This is a genomic window from Cupriavidus sp. NPDC089707, assembly GCF_044748965.1.
Lineage (GTDB): Bacteria > Pseudomonadota > Gammaproteobacteria > Burkholderiales > Burkholderiaceae > Cupriavidus.
On sequence record NZ_JBIVHB010000002.1, the window covers coordinates 385,082 to 401,679 of the forward strand.

The following is a 16,598-nucleotide window of genomic DNA, read 5'->3' on the forward strand; positions in this document are numbered from 1 at the left end:
CCTCTCCCATAAATGGGAGAGGGGAGAAAACACTCGCATTTCCAGCGCGGCGCCCCTGAAAAATCAGGCAGCGTGCTGCGCACGCACTTCAGTCACGCTCGCATTCTCCCGCGGCGCTTCGGTAGCACGCGCAGCCAGCGCCGCGCCGATCATCAACAGCGAGGGCTGCACCGGGTCGATCCAGGCCGCGGCCTCGCCCGACGCCATCTGGCCGAGCGTGAACTCGCGGCTGCGCTGGCGCGGCGTGGTGGCGGCTTCCACCACCCATGCCGGCGTCGACGCGGGCTTGCCGTGCGCGATCAGTTGCGCGGCAATCGAAGCGGCCTGGTCGCGGCCCATGTAATAGACCAGCGTGTCGGCCTTGACCGCGGCTTCGATATCGGGCGAGCCCTCTCCGTCCGCCGCCTTCGCCTGCGTGGCAAACGCCACGCTGCGCGACACGCCGCGCTTGGTCAGCGGCTTGCCGATGGCCGACGCGGCCGCCAGCGCGGCGGTAATGCCGGGCACCACCTCATACTCGATGCCGGCCGCTTCCAGCGCCTGCAGTTCCTCGTCGGCGCGGCCGAACAGCATCGGGTCGCCGCCCTTCAGGCGCACCACGCGTTCGTACTTGCTGGCGAGGTCGACGATCTGGCGGTTGATGAACAGCTGTGCGGTAGAACGCTGGCCGCAGCGCTTGCCGACTTCGACCAGCTCCGCCTGGGGACACCAGGCCAGCATCTCCGGCGACACCAGTGCATCGTGCAGCACCACCTGGGCTTCGCCCAAAAGCCGTGCACCACGCACCGTAATGAGGTCTGCCGCACCGGGGCCTGCCCCGATGAGGAACACCTTGCCGTAAGTCTTGCGTGCCTGCTTGTCCATCTGTTGCCCCTTGTCCGCTCGTTCCTGTTCGTTACCGATCAGGAGAACGCACGGATCATGCCTGCCGCCACCGTGTGGTTGGTCGCTTCGTCGATCAGCACGAAGGCGCCGGTCGCCGGGTTGTCGCCATAGGCATCGCACACGATCGGCTTTTGCAGCGAGATCTGCACCGAACCGATATCGTTCAGGCGGATGTCGTGACGGCCGGTCTCATGCGACAGCGTATGCACGTCCAGCACGCGGTCCACTGCCGACACGCGCGCGAACACGCTGGCCGTGGTGTGCTTGAGCACGTACTTGCGCGACGGGTTCAGCGACTCGTCGTCGAACCAGCACAGGTCGGCCTGCAGCTTCTTGGCGGAGGCCGCGGTCGCGTCGGCGGCAACGAACATGTCACCGCGTGATACATCGACATCCTCGGCCAGGCGCACGGTGACCGTGTCGCCGACGTTGGCAGATTCAGCGGCGCCGTTCGGGGTCAGCACTTCGGCAACCACCGCTTCGCGGTTGGCGGGCAGCACGCGCAGCTTCTGGCCAACGCGCACGGTGCCGGCTTCCACGCGACCGGCATAGCCGCGGAAATCGTCCGACTGCGAGCCGTCCTGGCGGATCACCAGCTGCACCGGGAAGCGCAGCGCGGCGTCGTCCTCGGGCGCGGCTTCTTCCACCGGCAGTTCTTCCAGCAGCGGCAGCAGCGGCTCGCCCTGGTACCACGGCGTGGCGTCGCTCTCGTGCACGATGTTGTCGCCGCGCAGCGCGGACACCGGCACGTAGCGCACGTCCTTGAGGCCCAGCTGCTCGGCCAGTTCGGCGTAGGCAGTGCGGATCTCGTTGAAGGTCTGCTCGCTGAATTCGACCAGGTCCATCTTGTTGACCGCCACGATCACATGCTGGATTTCCAGCAGCTTCAGGATCGCCGAGTGGCGCTTGGTCTGCGCCAGCAGTTCGGCGCGGCCGTCCTTGACAGTCACCCGGGTGGCATCGACCAGCACGATGGCCGCGTGCGCGGTCGACGCGCCGGTGACCATGTTGCGGGTGTACTGCTCGTGGCCCGGCGTATCCGCGATGATGAACTTGCGGCGTGCGGTCGAGAAGTAGCGGTAGGCCACGTCGATGGTGATGCCCTGCTCGCGCTCGGCTTCGAGGCCATCGGTCAGCAGCGAGAAGTCGATCTGCTCGCCGGCGGTGCGCTTGTTCTTGGCGTTGGCCAGCGCGGTCAGCTGGTCGGACAGCACAGCCTTGCTGTCGTACAGCAGGCGGCCGATCAGCGTGCTCTTGCCGTCGTCGACGGAGCCGGCGGTGATGAAGCGCAGCAGGCCTTGATGAGTTGCTTGGTGAGTCATGTCTGAGTCCTTTGCTGCGTCGGCTTAGAAATAGCCTTCCTTCTTGCGGCGCTCCATCGAGGCTTCGCTCGTCTGGTCGTCCATGCGGGTGGCGCCGCGCTCGGTAATCTCGGTCACCGCGGTCTCGGCAATGATCGCTTCCGGCGAATCGGCAACACTGGCCACCGGGCAGGTGCAGCTGATGTCGCCAACGGTGCGGAAACGGACCGACAGCACTTCGCTGACGTCGCCGTCCTGCATGGGCGTAATCGGCGTGACCGGGACCAGCAGGCCGTTCTTGCGCACCACTTCGCGCTGGTGCGCGTAGTAGATCGGCGGCAGGGCCAGGTTTTCGCGGGCGATGTACTGCCACACGTCCAGCTCGGTCCAGTTCGAGATCGGGAACACGCGCATCTGCTCGCCTTGCGCCATGCGGGCGTTATACAGGCTCCACAGCTCGGGGCGCTGGGCCTTGGGGTCCCACTGGCCGAATTCGTCGCGGAACGAGAAGATGCGTTCCTTGGCGCGGGCCTTCTCTTCGTCGCGGCGGGCGCCGCCCATCAGCGCGTCGAACTTGTGCGCCTCGATGGTTTCCAGCAGCGTCACGGCCTGCGCGGCGTTGCGCGAATCGGTTTCCTTGCGCAGGCGCACGGTGCCGCGCTTGATCGAATCCTCGACGTGACCCACCACCAGGCGCGCGCCCAGTTCCGCCACGCGCTGGTCGCGGAAGGCGATCACTTCCGGGTAGTTGTGGCCGGTGTCGATATGCACCAGCGGGAACGGCAGCTCGATCTTGCGGTCGCCCAGGCGGAAGGCCTTCAGCGCCAGGTGCAGCATCACGATCGAGTCCTTGCCGCCGGAGAACAGCAGCGCCGGGTTGCGGCACTCGGCCACCACCTCGCGGATGATGTAGATCGATTCCGCTTCCAGGCGGTCAAGATGGTCGTTCTGTACCTGCAACAGGTGCGCCACGCTGCTCGTTTGCGTCAACCCTGCTTCTGCGATGTCGTTCATGATGCCCATTTTTTTACCGGCCTCAATGCTTGATGTTCTGTTCGCGGAGCCCGCACTCTTTCGAGTCCATGCTGTGGCTACAGCCGGGCTACGCCCTTAACTTTGCTTCGCAAAGTTAGCTTCCGCCGAAGCCGGGACGGAACGCAGATTGCCTTCGTGCAATCCGCATTCCTTTGTGTCCCGGCTTTCCCACCACCAGCGTCCCGCGCGCACGTCCTCGCCCGCGCGCACCGCACGCGTACACGGCTCGCAGCCGATGCTGGGATAGCCCTTGGCGTGCAGGTCGTTGACCGGCACGTTGTGGCGCTTCAGGTAGGCCCACACCTCCGGCTCGGACCAGTCCGCCAGCGGGTTGAACTTGGGGATGCCGCGGGCTTCGTCAATTTCCTCGAACGGCAGCTCGGCGCGCGTCACGGCCTGCTCGCGGCGCTGGCCGGTCAGCCAGGCGTCGGCGTGCGACAGCGCGCGGTTGAGCGGCTCGACCTTGCGGATGCCGCAGCATTCCTTGCGCAGGTCGATGCTGTCGTAGAAGCCGTTCAGGCCGTGCTTCTTCAGGTAGTTCTCGACTGCCTCGGCGTCCGGCGTGTATTGCTCGATGCTGTAGCCGTAGTGCGACTGCACCTTGTCGAGCACCGCCAGCGTCTCGGCGTGGAGGCGCCCGGTCTGCAGCGTGAAGACACGGATGCCGGCGCGCACGGCGGGGGTGCCCCGCAGGATGGCATCGGTCAGCACCATGTCTTCGGCCGCCAGGCTGGAGGCAAAGCGCGCGCGGAAGAAACGCGCGGCGATGCCGGCCAGGCGCTCGCCCAGCTCGCGCTCCTTCTGCTCCAGCGCTTCGATGCTGCCGGTGTACTCGGGCGCGACCCACAGCGCGGGCGGACGCAGCGCCGATACCGCGCCGGCATCCACCACGGGGATATCGCTCAGCACCGTGCTCATGCCGTGGCCTTCGGTTGCACGGCGCCGCCTTCGGTGCGGGCACGGCGGAACAGCGGCAGCGGTTCGTCGACCGAGGCCTGGTAGGTCACGGTGAACTCCGTGAAGCCCTTGATGGCGTCCTCGATGTTCTTGTCGGCGCGCACCGCGAAGGCATCGAAGCCGCAGCGCTTCATGAAGTTGAGCTGGTCGCGCAGCACGTCGCCGATGGCGCGCAGCTGGCCTTCCCACTTGTAGCGGGTGCGCAGCAGGTAGGCCGTGGAGAAGCCGCGGCCGTCGCGGAACACCGGGAAGTCCACCGCCACCAGCGACACGCGGTCGAAGTACGCGACGGCATCGCCCGGCTCGTCTTCCGGCGCCAGCCACACGCCGGTGCGGGCGGCATCGCGGCCGGCCAGCAGCGCTTCATTGGCCTTCCACACCGACAGCGGGAACAGCACGGCGTCCTGGCCTTGCACGGCGGCGGCGATACGCTCTTCGCTCAGCGGTTGCGCTTCCGTGGCGCGCAGCACAGTCCAGTTGTCTTCGACGATCGCCGGGTTGACGTTGGCACCGTCGCGTTGCAGTTGAATGATCTTTGCCATGTTCAGTCTCTCCGGTCCTCAGGCTTCGGCGCGCTCGCGCGGCTGTTTGTCGGCATAGACGCGCTCCTTGAACGGGGCGATGCCGATGCGGGACAGGGTTTCGATAAAGCGTTCGTCTTCGATGCGGTTGGCCACGAAGGTGTCGATGATGCGGGTCACCACCTCGGGCATTTCCTCGGCGCTGAACGACGGGCCGATCACCTTGCCCAGCGCGGTCTGGTTGCCCTGCGCGCCGCCCAGCGTGACCTGGTACCACTCCGAACCGTCCTTGTCGACGCCCAGCACGCCGATGTTGCCGACGTGGTGGTGGCCGCAGGCGTTGATGCAGCCCGAGATGTTCAGCGAGATCTCGCCCAGGTCATGGACATAGTCGAGGTCGTCGAAGCGCTCCTGGATCGCCTGCGCGATGGGGATCGACTTGGCATTGGCCAGCGAGCAGAAGTCGCCGCCCGGGCAAGCGATGATGTCGGTCAGCAGGCCGATGTTGGGCGTGGCCAGGCCGGCCTTCTTGGCCAGGCCCCACAGCTTGAACAGATCCTGCTTCTTCACGTCCGGCAGGATCAGGTTCTGCTCGTGCGCCACGCGCAGCTCGCCGAAGCCGAACTGGTCGGCCAGGTCGGCCACGGCTTCGATCTGCGCGTCGGTGGCGTCCCCCGGGGGCGACACCAGGCCCGGCTTGGTCGACAGCGTCACCGCGGCGTAGCCCGGCACCTTGTGGCCGTGGACGTTGCGGCTGACCCAGCGCGCAAAGGCCTTGTCTTCCAGCAGGTGGTTCTCGTACGAGGCGTCGGTGTCGGCCAGCTTTTCATAGGCGGGCGGCGTGAAGTACTGCGCCACGCGGTCGAACTCGGCCTGCGTCAGCGTGGCCGGGCCGTCCTTGCTGTGCTGCCATTCTTCCTCGACTTCCTGCGCGAACTTCTCCGCGCCGATGGCCTTCACCAGGATCTTGATGCGCGCCTTGTACTTGTTGTCGCGGCGGCCATAGCGGTTGTACACGCGGATGGCCGACTCGACGTAGGACAGCATGTGCTGCCACGGCAGGTCGTCCTTGATGATCGTGCCCAGGATCGGCGTGCGGCCCAGGCCGCCGCCGGCCAGGATGCGCAGGCGCGTTTCGCCTTCCGCGCTCTTGTAGGCGTAGATGCCGATGTCGTGCATCTGCACCACGGCGCGGTCGTCGGCCGAGGCCGAGATGGCGATCTTGAACTTGCGCGGCAGGAAGGCGAATTCCGGCTGGAACGTGCTCCACTGGCGCAGCAGCTCGGCCAGCACGCGCGGGTCCACCGACTCGTCCGGCGCGACGCCGGCGAAGTGGTCGGTGGTGATGTTGCGCACGCAGTTGCCCGAGGTCTGGATGGCGTGCATCTCGACGCTGGCCAGCTCGGCCAGCACGTCGGGCACGCGCTCGAGGTCCATCCAGTTGTACTGGATGTTCTGGCGGGTCGAGAAGTGGCCATAGCCGCGGTCATACTCGCGCGCGATATGGCCCAGCTTGCGCATCTGCTTGGAGGACAGCAGGCCGTACGGGATCGCCACGCGCAGCATGTAGGCATGGCGCTGCATATACAGGCCGTTCTGCAGGCGCAGCGGCAGGAATTCTTCCTCGGTCAGCTCGCCGGACTGGCGGCGGCGCACCTGGTCACGGAACTGGGCGACGCGCTCGGCGACGATGCGCTGGTCATATTGGTCGTACTGATACATGGCGGGGTCCGTTCAGTATTCGTTGAATTCAGGAGACGAGCTTGATGGCGACCAGCGTCAGCGTGGTCGCCAGTGCAGCGCGCACCAGCCGCTCGGGCAGCGCCCGCGACAGTTGCGCGCCCAGCCAGATGCCGGGGATCGAACCCACCAGCAGCGCCAGCAGCAAATTCCAGTCGACCGTGCCGAGCCACACATGGCCCAGCCCGGCAATCGCCGTCAGCGGGACGGCGTAGGCAATGTCGGTGCCGGCCACTTCGGCCGGCTTCATATGGGGATACAGCAGCAGGATCAGCGTGGCGCCAACCGCGCCGGCACCGATCGACGACACCGTCACCAGCACGCCGATCACGGCGCCGACCGCGATGGTGGCGATGACCTGCGCGCGGCCATGCAACTGGAAGCGCGGGTTACGCTCGAGCCAGGCCAGCATCTGCTTGCGGAACAGCAGCGACAATACGGTCAGCAGAACAGACACGCCGATGGTCACGCGGATCGCATGCAGCCACTGGGCGTTGAGCTCGCCGGCGCTCTTGAGCACCAGGATGGCCACGACCGCCGTCGGCAGGCTGCCGATGCACAGGCGCCGCACCACCTGCCACTGCACATGGCCGTGGGCGCGGTGCGCGATGGTGCCAAAGCCCTTGGTGATGGCCGCGAACGCCAGGTCGGTGCCGACCGCGGTGGCCGGCGAGAAGCCGAACAGCAGCGTCAGCAGCGGCGTCATCAGCGAGCCCCCTCCCACGCCGGTCAGACCGACGAGGACGCCTACAAACAGACCGGACACGGTATAGGCAACAGACATGGGGGACTCGGTGGGCCCTGGCCCGTGAGGCGCGCATCACAATCCCGGGGCTGTGAGCGGACGCACTGAGGGCAGGACGTTCATTAACAAAGTTCGAGAATCGTAATAAACTGGCCTCATACCTCAAACTAATAAGAAGTTGTTTGTTTATACGACCCGAGTTATATGAACCTCCACCAGTTTCGTTTCGTGCGCGAGGCCGTCCGGCAGAACTACAACCTGACCGAAGCTGCAAAAGCGCTCTACACGTCACAACCAGGCGTGTCCAAGGCCATCATCGAGCTGGAGGAAGAGCTGGGTGTCGATATCTTCACGCGCCACGGCAAGCGCATCCGCAGCCTGACCGAGCCGGGGCGGCGCATTCTCACCTCTGTTGAGAAAATCCTGCAGGAAGTCGAGAGCCTGAAGCGGGTCGGCATGGACTATGCTGCACAAGACCAGGGCAACTTCACCATCGCCACCACCCATACCCAGGCGCGCTATGCCTTGCCGCGGGTGATCGGCGAGTTCACCAAGCGTTACCCCAAGGTGCGGCTGTCGATCCAGCAAGGCAACCCGTCGCAGATCGCCGACATGCTGCTGCATGACCAGGCCGATATCGGGATCGCCACGGAAGGCATCACCGACGACAAGAACCTGGTGTCGTTGCCGGGTTACCAGTGGACGCATATGGTGATTACGCCACCCGACCATCCGCTGCTGGACAAGAAGCATCTGGCGCTGGAAGACCTGATGGCCTATCCGCTGATCACCTACGACCCCAACTTTGCCGGCCGGCCCAAGATCGACAAGGCCTTCGAGCTGCGCCACCTGAAGCCGGACATCGTGCTCGAGGCGATTGACGCCGACGTGATCAAGACCTACGTGGAGATCGGCCTGGGCGTGGGCATCGTCGCCGGCGTGGCCTATGATGCCGAGCGCGACCGCAACCTGCGCGGCATCCCGGCCGGGCACCTCTTCGGCAGCAACGTGACGCACCTGGCGGTCAAGCAGGGCGCCTACCTGCGCAGCTTTGTCTACACCTTCATTGAGCTGTTCTCGCCGACGCTGAACCGCAAGCTGGTCGAACAGGCCATGTCGGGCGAACACGAAGCCTACGAACTCTGAGCGCGGCAGCCCGCCGCCTCTCTATCTATATAAGAAGCAAAACCCAACATGCATTCCCGATCCGTCACGCCGCGCCGGCCGGAGGCGCTGTGAGCAAACCCATGAGCGAAGCCACCAGCGAACTGCCCCGCATCCACTGGACCGAGGACGGCACCGAGCGCAGCGCCGCCTGGCGCTCCGAGGCCGACAACCCGCCGCCGCGCCGCGTGGTGGTCGCCGACGACACCACCAGCGCCGACACCGCCTACCGGCTCGCCTGCGAAGGCACTGCCCTGCTGTGGCGCGGCGACTTCCAGAACGCGCGCCAGCTGCTCAATGCCATGGCGCGGCGCATCGAGCGCAAGCCCAGGAAGGCCAGCCGGCCGGGCCAGAAAGCCAAGGGGGCCAAGGGCGCGCCCGGCTCCGCCACCGAGGCCTTCCACCTGCACCGGCTGGCGCAGTCGCAGCGCGCCCGCACGCTGGGCATGCTGCTGCTGCCGTTCGAGGCCGACCACAGCGTGCCGCTGCGCCGCGCGCCCGATGTGCGCGAAGCCTGCGAGCAGGTCTACGGCCCGGCGGGCGAGCCTTATGTGGCGTCGCTGCGCGAGCTGCTGGGCATGATCGGCGCCTATGAATGGCGCAAGAAAGGCGTGGAGATCCCGGCACTGGAAGACCGCATCCATCCCTGGTACGGCGTGTTCTCGCCGGTGCGGGGCGAGTATGTCGACCTGGTCGCCGCCGAGCCGCTGCCGTCCAAGTCGCTGGCCTTCGACATCGGCACCGGCACCGGCGTGCTGGCCGCGGTGCTGGCCCGGCGCGGCGTGCAACGCATCGTCGCCACCGACCAGGACCCGCGTGCGCTCGCCTGCGCACGCGAGAACATTGACCAACTGGGCTACGCCGGCCCCGTCGAGATCGTGCAGGCCGACCTGTTCCCGGAAGGCCGCGCGCCGCTGGTGGTGTGCAACCCGCCGTGGGTGCCGGCCCGGCCCAGCTCGCCGGTCGAGCGTGCCGTCTACGACCCGGACAGCGCCATGCTGCGCGGCTTTCTCAATGGGCTGGCCGCGCATCTGGAACCCGGCGGCGAAGGCTGGTTGCTGCTATCCGACCTGGCGGAGCACCTGGGCCTGCGCCCGCGCGCGCAGCTGGAAGGCTGGATCGAGGCCGCCGGGCTGAAGGTGCTGGGCCGCTCCGATATCCGTCCGCGCCATCCGCGCGCCGCCGACCCCACCGATCCGCTGCATGCGGCGCGGTCGGCCGAGGTGACCTCGCTCTGGCGCCTGGGCGTGCGCTGACGCGCGTGCCCTTGCAGGCGGAGTTCGGCTATCCTTCCCGTCACAAATAAGACTGGAGGAGACAAGATGCCGAAGTTGCCCCGCCTGCTGCCCACCGCCCGAGTCGCGTCCCTGCTTGCCACCCTGCTCTGCGCCAGCGCCGCCGCGCTGGCGGATATCCGCGTCGGCATCGACGTGTCCACCACCGGGCCGGCGGCCTCGATCGGCATCCCCTCCAAGAACACCGTGCTGATGTGGCCGCAGACGCTGGGCGGCCAGAAGGCGCATTACGTGATCCTGGACGACGGCTCCGACCCGGCCGCGGCGGTGCGCAACGTGCGCAAGCTGATTTCCGAGGAAAAGGTCGACGTGATCGTCGGCCCGAACATCACGCCGACCGCCCTGGCCGCGCTCGACGCCGTGTCCGAAGGCGAGACGCCGATGGTGGCCCTGGCCGCCTCGGCGTCGATCGTCGAGCCGCAGACCGACGCCAAGCGCCGCTGGGCCTTCAAGATGCCGCAGAACGACTCGCACATGGCGACGGTGCTGACCGAGTACATGAGCAACCATGGCATCAGGACCGTCGGCTTCATCGGCTTTGCCGATGCCTATGGCGAAAGCTGGTGGCGCGAGTTCTCGAAGCTGGCCGAAGTGCGCAAGATCAAGGTTGTGGCCAACGAACGCTTCTCGCGCAACGACACCTCGGTGACCGGCCAGGTACTCAAGCTGATGGCCGCCAACCCCGACGCCGTGCTGATCGCCGGCGCCGGCACGCCCTCGGTGCTGCCGCAGAAGACGCTGGGCGAGCGCGGCTACAAGGGCAAGGTCTACCAGACCCACGGCATCGCCACCTGGGAATTCCTGCGCATGGGCGGCAAGGATGTCGAAGGCACGCTGTTCCCCACCGGCCCGGTCGTGGTCGCGCGCCAGCTGCCCGAAAACCACCCCGTGCGCAAAGTCGCACTGGACTTCGTCAACCGCTACGAGGGCAAGTACGGCGCCGACAGCGTGACGCAGTTCGCCGGCGACGCCTGGGGCGCGTGGCTGCTGCTGGACGATGCCGCGCGCCGCGCGCTCAAGACCGGCGCCCAGCCCGGCACGCGCGAATTCCGCGCCGCCATGCGCGACGCGCTGGAATCCACCACCAATCTCACCATCCCCAACGGCGTGCTGAACCTGAACGCGAAGGACCACCAGGGCTTCGACCAGCGTTCGCGCGTGATGGGGGTGATCCGCAACGGCAAGTTCGCCTATGCGGGCGACAAGTAACCGTCGCCCGCCGAATCCGGCATTCTGAAAGGAAGCATCGCATGACCACCACTTCCACCCCTTCCGTCACTGTCGCCTTCATCGGCCTGGGCGCCATGGGCTCGCACATGGTCCGCCACCTGCTGGCCGCCGGACACACCGTGCGCGCCTTTGTGCGCCGCCCCGAAGCCGCCGAGGCCGCGCGCGCCTTGGGTGCGGAGCCGTTCTTCACGCCCGCCGAGGCCGCGCGCGGCGCCAGCGTCGTGTTCACCAACGTGACCTCGTCCGACGACGTGCGCGAAGTGCTGCTGGGCGAGCAAGGCGCGATCCACGGCGCGGCACCCGGCACGGTGTGCGTCGACCACAGCACCATCTCGCCGGTGGTTACGCGCGAGATCGCAGCGGCACTGGCCGCGCGCGGCGTCGAGGCGCTCGACTGCCCGGTCTCGGGCGGCACCACGGCTGCCGCGTCCGGCAAGCTGACCATCATGGTCGGTGGCAAGCTCGAAGTGCTGGAGCGCGTGCTGCCGCTGCTGGAGCTGCTGGGCACGACCATCACGCATATCGGCGACAACGGCGCCGGCCAGGTCGCCAAGCTGTGCAACCAGATCGCGCAGGTGGTCAATATCGAAGGCATCGCCGAAGCCATGCGCTTTGCCTCGGCGCAGAACGTCGATACCGGCCGCGTGCTGCAGGCGATGTCGACGGGCATGGCGGGCAGCCGCATGCTCGACCTGATGGGTCCCAAGATGGTGTCGCGCAATTTCGCGGCCGGCATCGAGGCGCGGCTGCACGACAAGGACTTCGGGCTGGCGCGCGATATCGCCGAAGAAATCGGCCTGGACCTGCCGGCCATGCAGGCCACCTCGGCGCAGTTGCGCACGCTGATGGCCAACGGCTGGGGCAAGGACGATACTTCGTCGCTGCTGCGCGTGCTGGAGGATTGAGCCCGACGCTCAGTTGCGCATCAGGCGCAGGGCCGCGCGCACCAGCGCGCTGTCAGCATCATGGAAGCCATCGAGCACGTTGAAGTGATGGCAGCCCGGCAGCACGAGATCGCTCGCTGCCGGATTGCCCACATTGACGCGCCACGCCGCCCGCATCAGCGCATGCTGGCGGTGGTATTCGGCCGCTTCCAGCTCGCCCACCGCGAGCGACAGCGGCGCGGCGGTGGCTGGCGTCATATACGCCGGCGACAACCGTGCCACATCGTCTTCCGACAGCCGCAGGTCGCATTGCAGGAACGCCGCGCGGCGCAGCGGCTCCATGTCGTACAGCCCGCTGACCGACAGCCCGCCCCTGACCAGGTCCGCGGGCAGGTCTTGCGCCAACTGCGGCCAGCGCGCCGCCATCAGCATCGCCACCAGGTGGCCGCCGACGGAATGCCCGGCGGCGAACAGCCGCTGCGGGTCATGCCCCAGCTCGACGGACTGCCGGTACAGCCACGCCACGCTGCGAAGCACCTGCCGCACGATGTCGGGCACCGTCACCGACGGCACCAGCGAATAGTTGACCACCGCCACTGAAACCCCCAGCGCCGGCAGCACGCTGGCGACGAAACTGTGGTCGCGCTTGTCCAGCGCGCGGTAGTAGCCGCCGTGGACGAACACCAGCAGCGGCGGCGCTGCCCCGCCATCCGCTCGCGCCGGGAAATAGTCCAGCGTTTCATCCTGCGGATGCCGCGAACCTGCATCGGCATAGCTCAGGTCCGCGATAAAACCACCGCGCTCGCGTACCCGCGCCGACCATTCGCCCCAGCGCGCCATATGCGCCGGGTTGTCCGGCACGTTGGCGCGGTTGTTGTATTCGCGGTCGTAAAAGCCGGGATCCTGCGAGGGCAGGCTGGCGAGGCTCGCCAGCGTCGCTTGGTCGGTCATGGCGGTCGGTGGATGCGGACTGTGGGCGGGTTGCCGCGGCCTCCGTGGTGCGCGGTGACGGCGATGCTAACCGCAATCGCCATGCACCAGTTATCCGGACCACTACCCTCGCCATGGCGGCCGGTTGTCGGTCGCGGGGAATTGCGGCATAATCGCCGGCTCAGCCCGGCATCGGTTCCGATGCCGTCACACCTGCCCGGGTGGTGAAACAGGTAGACGCAGGGGACTCAAAATCCCCCGCCGCAAGGCGTGTCGGTTCGAGTCCGACCCCGGGCACCAGATTTCCGTTTGCCTGCCGCAGGCCAGTTCCAGCGCGCGGCATTTCTCGCTGGCTCCTGCTTGCATCGCCCGTTCACACCATCAATTCTTCTGGCCGGTGCGTCTTCAGCCAGTCGATCAGCGCAGCATCCATACGCGTCTGCCAGCCTCTTCCCGTGGCGCGAAACGCTTCAATAACTTCAGGGGACACACGCAGCGACAGCGCGACCTTGGTCGGCGCCTTCTGCGGGCCCCGCACACCGAGCTTGGTTCGCAGTGATTCGGGAAGCGCTTCTGTGGCTGGCCGGAACTGCTCAAGATCGTCACTGGTCAGCTCACGGACTTCCCCGCCAGCGTCAATCAGTGGGGCGCGTCTTGCCATAGCTGTATACCTCTCGTTGATTGGCTTTGCGAAAGCTGATGACGCGAATCCCTGTGCTGGTTTCAGTGAAGCACAGCACGTGCAAGCGTTCGCCGAGATAGCCAACGGCGACATATCGAGGCTCGCCGTAATCCCGGCGCTCGTCGATCGCGATTCGCGCGCTGTGGAAATCAAAGTCCCTGACCTGATCGAACGACAATCCGCGTTCGGCGACATTCCGCGCGTTCTTGGCAGCGTCATAGCTGATTTCCATAGCAGATTGTATATACATTCCTTGGAAGATGCAAGGTTTATTGTATATACAAAGAGCTAGTGCCAAGCGCTATCTTCGCTCCCCCGTTGGCAGGACCAGCCGGCGGCAAGCCACCTTCCACGCCAGCCGTGTCGGACGCCGCCCACTGGCAGATGACCGAGCGGATTCCTATCCTATGGCAGTGCCAATGTCAGCGGAGTTCACCATGAAGCAGTCCATCCTCCCAGTTTTCACCCTCGCCTGCGCCACCCTGCTGGCCGGCTGCGCCGGCGCCAATATGGAAAACCTGACCCAGGCCGGCGGCAGCCTGTTCACCGCGGCCACGCTGTCGGACACCAACGTCAAGACGCTGTCCGACCAGTCGTGCGCGGAAATGGACCAGAAGAACTCGATTGCGCCGCCCGACAGCACCTACGCCAAGCGGCTCGCGAACGTGATGAGCGGGCTGGGCAATACCGGGCTGCCGCTCAATGCCAAGGTCTACGTGACCAAGGACATCAACGCGTGGGCCATGGCCAATGGCTGCGTGCGCGTCTACAGCGGACTGATGGACTTCCTCACCGACGACGAAGTGCGCGGCGTGGTCGGCCATGAGATCGGCCATGTGGCGCTGGGACACACCAAGGCGGCGATGCAGGTGGCCTATACCACCGCGGCCGCGCGCGGCCTGCTGGGGTCGACCGGCATCGCTTCGCTGACGGCGCTGTCGTCGTCGCAGATCGGGGCGCTTGCCGAGACTTTCGTCAATGCGCAGTTCTCGCAGCGCCAGGAAACCGCTGCGGACGACTACTCCTTCAACCTGCTGACCAAGAACGGCGCCAACCGGCAGGCACTGGCGTCGGCGTTCCGCAAGATGTCCCAGCTCGACGGCGGCCAGTCGAGCATGCTCAGCACGCACCCCGGTTCATTGGAACGCGCCAAGCATATCGAAGATCGCCTGGCCGGCGGGCGCTGAGCGCGCCGCATTCTCTTGCGCCGCCCCCCGTTCGGGGGGCGCGGCCGCTCCCTGCGTTCCTCCTTGCAGACATTGCGCGCGTCATGCGCAATGCCCTGCGCATTCCCGCGCGCGGAATGTTGACAGCGTTTAATTCAGTCAAAAAAGCTTTCAATATGCCGGCCCGAAACCGGCGGGGATAATGCCTCACGCTGCATTTGCCGGTCGGTGTGGCATCGCAGTCATTGTCTTTCCCGCCCCGAGGACACGCCGCCGCGCCATGGAAATGCTCTCCGCCCTGCTTGCAGGGCAGCCAGAAATCGCACTGTTCCTTGCGCTGGCGGTTGGCCATGCGATCGGTGCGATTCGCTTCGGCCCGTTCCAGCTTGGCGGCATCTGCGGGACGCTGATCGCCGCGCTGGTGATCGGGCAGTCCGGCGTGAAGCTCGACGACGATGTCAAGAACGTGGCCTTTGCCGTGTTCATCTTTGCGCTGGGTTTCACCGGCGGTCCGCAGTTCTTTGCCAATGTCGGGCGCGAATGGCGCATCGGCCTGCTGTCGCTGGTGGAAGTGTTCGTGCTGCTGGCGCTGCTGGCCATCGCCGTTCCGCTGCTGCGGCTGGACCAGGGCACGGCGGCAGGATTGCTGGCCGGTGCCGCCACCGAATCGGCGGTAATCGGCACCGCTTCCGAAGCGATCGCGCGGCTCGGCATCCCGGCCGAGCAGGTGCGCGTGCTGCAGACCAATATCGTCACCGCGTACAGCGTGACCTACCTGTTTGGGCTGGTGTCGATCGTGCTGTTCACCAGCCAGCTCGCGCCATGGCTGCTGCGGGTGAACCTGCGCGAATCCGCCGCGCAGCTGTGGCAAAAGCTTGGCGGCGAGAACGATATGGGCGACGCCCAGCGGAGCGCGCTGCCGCTGCTGGTGGGCCGCCTGCTGCGGGTCGAACGGATCGCGGGCAAGACCGTCATCGATGCCGAGCGGACCGTGCAGCTTGGCGTCACCATCCGCCGCATCCGCCGCGGTGGCGACACCTTCCGCCCGGCGCCGGACGAAATCCTGCGCGACGGCGATGTGATCCTGGCCGTGGGCCGGCGCGACGCGATGGTCGACTTCGCGCGCAACGTCGGCACCGAGCTGCCCGAGGAACCCGGCATGGATGCCGTGCAGGCCGAGCAGGACGTGCTGCTCACCCGCAAGGAAGTCGCGGGCCTGTCGCTGGCGCGGCTGCGCCAGGTGGCCGACGTAGGGCTGGCGCGCGGCGTCTACATCCAGCGCATCACGCGCATGGAGCATCGCATTCCAACGCTTGCCAGCACCGTGCTGCGCCGAGGCGACGTGCTGACGCTGAGCGGCCCGCAGGAAGCCGTGCAGCGCGTGGTGCCGGAGCTTGGCTACCTGGTCACGCCGACGGTCAAGACCGATTTCGTGTTCCTCGGCGTCGGCGTGCTGCTGGGCATGCTGCTCGGCGCGCTCAGCGTGAAGGTGGGCCAGGCCGACCTGACCCTGGGCACCGGCGGCGGTTGCCTGGTATCGGGACTGGCCTTCGGCTGGCTGCGCGCACGCGCCCCGGTGGTGGGCTCGCTGCCGTCGCCGGCGGCGGAGATCCTCAAGGACTTCGGGCTGGCCACGTTCATTGCCGCGGTGGGCCTGTCGGCCGGGCCGGACGCGGTCACGCTGGTGCGCGAATACGGATTGATCCTGCCGGTGGCCGGCATCCTGGTCTCGGTGGTGCCCGCGGCGATCTCGCTTGCGATCGGCCACTGGTGGCTCAAGCTGGAAACCCCGATCCTGCTCGGCGCGGTTGCCGGCCAGCATTGCAGCACGCCGACCATCATGGCGCTCACCAACACCGCCGGCAACGGCACGCCCGTGATCGGCTACACCATCACCTATGCCATTTCCAACGTGCTGCTGCCGCTGCTGGGCCCCATAGCGGTGGCAATGGCAGGCGCGCTGGCGCGCTAGCACGATGCCGGCGCACACACCGATTACCCACCACCACCCCAAGACGATGCAACGCCTCTCCCAACCCGCATCACTCGCTTCAGGAGCCTTC

The 16,598-nt window shown here is 66.7% G+C and carries 16 protein-coding genes and 1 tRNA gene; 7 read left to right on the plus strand and 10 right to left on the minus strand.

The features are described 5' to 3' along the window. Positions 1–63: 63 nt before the first annotated feature. From cobA to ACIP1U_RS05120, 7 genes are all read right to left on the minus strand, one after another. The gene (gene cobA, locus ACIP1U_RS05090; RefSeq protein WP_400312435.1) at positions 64–864 is read right to left on the minus strand and encodes a uroporphyrinogen-III C-methyltransferase; all 801 of its coding nucleotides are present in this window, start codon (positions 862–864) and stop codon (positions 64–66) included. 38 nt (positions 865–902) lie between these two features. Beyond that, complete coding sequence (locus tag ACIP1U_RS05095; protein WP_400312437.1) at positions 903–2,207, minus strand: sulfate adenylyltransferase subunit 1; 1,305 nt, start codon at positions 2,205–2,207, stop codon at positions 903–905. A 24-nt stretch (positions 2,208–2,231) separates the two neighbouring features. Further along, positions 2,232–3,209 carry a sulfate adenylyltransferase subunit CysD gene (gene cysD / locus ACIP1U_RS05100; RefSeq protein ID WP_400312438.1) on the minus strand — a complete coding sequence of 326 codons (978 nt, stop codon included), beginning with the start codon at positions 3,207–3,209 and terminating at the stop codon, positions 2,232–2,234. An 87-nt stretch (positions 3,210–3,296) separates the two neighbouring features. Next, positions 3,297–4,139: a phosphoadenylyl-sulfate reductase gene (locus ACIP1U_RS05105; RefSeq protein WP_400312440.1), complete on the minus strand. Its 843-nt coding sequence runs from the start codon at positions 4,137–4,139 to the stop codon at positions 3,297–3,299. Then, positions 4,136–4,720: a DUF934 domain-containing protein gene (locus ACIP1U_RS05110; RefSeq protein ID WP_400312442.1), complete on the minus strand. Its 585-nt coding sequence runs from the start codon at positions 4,718–4,720 to the stop codon at positions 4,136–4,138. The genes ACIP1U_RS05105 and ACIP1U_RS05110 overlap by 4 nt, the downstream gene beginning before the upstream one ends. Positions 4,721–4,738: 18 nt before the next feature. Then, positions 4,739–6,421 (minus strand): nitrite/sulfite reductase, encoded by a 1,683-nt coding sequence (locus tag ACIP1U_RS05115; protein WP_400312444.1) that lies wholly within the window; start codon positions 6,419–6,421, stop codon positions 4,739–4,741. Between the two features lie 28 nt (positions 6,422–6,449). Beyond that, positions 6,450–7,223 carry a sulfite exporter TauE/SafE family protein gene (locus ACIP1U_RS05120; protein WP_400312446.1) on the minus strand — a complete coding sequence of 258 codons (774 nt, stop codon included), beginning with the start codon at positions 7,221–7,223 and terminating at the stop codon, positions 6,450–6,452. Between the two features lie 165 nt (positions 7,224–7,388). Here ACIP1U_RS05120 and ACIP1U_RS05125 point away from each other — a divergent pair, with 165 nt between their 5' ends. From ACIP1U_RS05125 to ACIP1U_RS05140, 4 genes are all read left to right on the plus strand, one after another. Next, entirely contained in the window at positions 7,389–8,330 is a 942-nt protein-coding gene (locus ACIP1U_RS05125; RefSeq protein WP_400312447.1) for a CysB family HTH-type transcriptional regulator, read from the plus strand. A gap of 101 nt (positions 8,331–8,431) precedes the next feature. Further along, entirely contained in the window at positions 8,432–9,604 is a 1,173-nt protein-coding gene (locus tag ACIP1U_RS05130; RefSeq protein ID WP_400312448.1) for a methyltransferase, read from the plus strand. Positions 9,605–9,670: 66 nt separating this feature from the next. Next, a complete protein-coding gene (locus tag ACIP1U_RS05135; RefSeq protein ID WP_400312450.1) occupies positions 9,671–10,852 on the plus strand; it encodes an ABC transporter substrate-binding protein in 1,182 nt (393 codons plus the stop codon). Between the two features lie 14 nt (positions 10,853–10,866). Beyond that, positions 10,867–11,778 carry an NAD(P)-dependent oxidoreductase gene (locus tag ACIP1U_RS05140; RefSeq protein ID WP_400312828.1) on the plus strand — a complete coding sequence of 304 codons (912 nt, stop codon included), beginning with the start codon at positions 10,867–10,869 and terminating at the stop codon, positions 11,776–11,778. A gap of 9 nt (positions 11,779–11,787) precedes the next feature. On the opposite strand, the gene ACIP1U_RS05145 is transcribed toward ACIP1U_RS05140, so the two are convergent. Then, positions 11,788–12,708, minus strand: a complete 921-nt coding sequence (locus ACIP1U_RS05145; RefSeq protein WP_400312452.1) for an alpha/beta hydrolase — start codon at positions 12,706–12,708, stop codon at positions 11,788–11,790. A 194-nt stretch (positions 12,709–12,902) separates the two neighbouring features. On the opposite strand from ACIP1U_RS05145, the gene ACIP1U_RS05150 reads away from it, so the two are divergent. Beyond that, positions 12,903–12,987 (plus strand) — tRNA-Leu (locus ACIP1U_RS05150). 73 nt (positions 12,988–13,060) lie between these two features. On the opposite strand, the gene ACIP1U_RS05155 is transcribed toward ACIP1U_RS05150, so the two are convergent. Both ACIP1U_RS05155 and ACIP1U_RS05160 read right to left on the minus strand, forming a co-directional pair. Then, positions 13,061–13,348: a BrnA antitoxin family protein gene (locus ACIP1U_RS05155; protein ID WP_400312453.1), complete on the minus strand. Its 288-nt coding sequence runs from the start codon at positions 13,346–13,348 to the stop codon at positions 13,061–13,063. After that, the gene (locus tag ACIP1U_RS05160; RefSeq protein WP_400312455.1) at positions 13,323–13,601 is read right to left on the minus strand and encodes a BrnT family toxin; all 279 of its coding nucleotides are present in this window, start codon (positions 13,599–13,601) and stop codon (positions 13,323–13,325) included. The genes ACIP1U_RS05155 and ACIP1U_RS05160 overlap by 26 nt, the downstream gene beginning before the upstream one ends. Positions 13,602–13,806: 205 nt before the next feature. On the opposite strand from ACIP1U_RS05160, the gene ACIP1U_RS05165 reads away from it, so the two are divergent. Together ACIP1U_RS05165 and aspT are read left to right on the plus strand one after the other, a co-directional pair. Further along, positions 13,807–14,556, plus strand: a complete 750-nt coding sequence (locus ACIP1U_RS05165; protein WP_400312457.1) for a M48 family metallopeptidase — start codon at positions 13,807–13,809, stop codon at positions 14,554–14,556. 265 nt (positions 14,557–14,821) lie between these two features. Then, complete coding sequence (gene aspT, locus ACIP1U_RS05170) at positions 14,822–16,507, plus strand: aspartate-alanine antiporter (RefSeq protein ID WP_400312830.1); 1,686 nt, start codon at positions 14,822–14,824, stop codon at positions 16,505–16,507. Positions 16,508–16,598: the final 91 nt, after the last annotated feature.

Coding starts and splice junctions, on each gene's coding strand:
- cobA (WP_400312435.1), bottom strand. CDS start 864: ATGGACAAGCAGGCACGCAAGACTTACGGCAAGGTGTTCCTCATCGGG.
- ACIP1U_RS05155 (WP_400312453.1), bottom strand. CDS start 13,348: ATGGCAAGACGCGCCCCACTGATTGACGCTGGCGGGGAAGTCCGTGAG.
- cysD (WP_400312438.1), bottom strand. CDS start 3,209: ATGGGCATCATGAACGACATCGCAGAAGCAGGGTTGACGCAAACGAGC.
- ACIP1U_RS05120 (WP_400312446.1), bottom strand. CDS start 7,223: ATGTCTGTTGCCTATACCGTGTCCGGTCTGTTTGTAGGCGTCCTCGTC.
- ACIP1U_RS05105 (WP_400312440.1), bottom strand. CDS start 4,139: ATGAGCACGGTGCTGAGCGATATCCCCGTGGTGGATGCCGGCGCGGTA.
- ACIP1U_RS05160 (WP_400312455.1), bottom strand. CDS start 13,601: ATGGAAATCAGCTATGACGCTGCCAAGAACGCGCGGAATGTCGCCGAA.
- ACIP1U_RS05095 (WP_400312437.1), bottom strand. CDS start 2,207: ATGACTCACCAAGCAACTCATCAAGGCCTGCTGCGCTTCATCACCGCC.
- aspT (WP_400312830.1), top strand. CDS start 14,822: ATGCTCTCCGCCCTGCTTGCAGGGCAGCCAGAAATCGCACTGTTCCTT.
- ACIP1U_RS05135 (WP_400312450.1), top strand. CDS start 9,671: ATGCCGAAGTTGCCCCGCCTGCTGCCCACCGCCCGAGTCGCGTCCCTG.
- ACIP1U_RS05115 (WP_400312444.1), bottom strand. CDS start 6,421: ATGTATCAGTACGACCAATATGACCAGCGCATCGTCGCCGAGCGCGTC.
- ACIP1U_RS05165 (WP_400312457.1), top strand. CDS start 13,807: ATGAAGCAGTCCATCCTCCCAGTTTTCACCCTCGCCTGCGCCACCCTG.
- ACIP1U_RS05110 (WP_400312442.1), bottom strand. CDS start 4,720: ATGGCAAAGATCATTCAACTGCAACGCGACGGTGCCAACGTCAACCCG.
- ACIP1U_RS05145 (WP_400312452.1), bottom strand. CDS start 12,708: ATGACCGACCAAGCGACGCTGGCGAGCCTCGCCAGCCTGCCCTCGCAG.
- ACIP1U_RS05125 (WP_400312447.1), top strand. CDS start 7,389: ATGAACCTCCACCAGTTTCGTTTCGTGCGCGAGGCCGTCCGGCAGAAC.
- ACIP1U_RS05130 (WP_400312448.1), top strand. CDS start 8,432: ATGAGCGAAGCCACCAGCGAACTGCCCCGCATCCACTGGACCGAGGAC.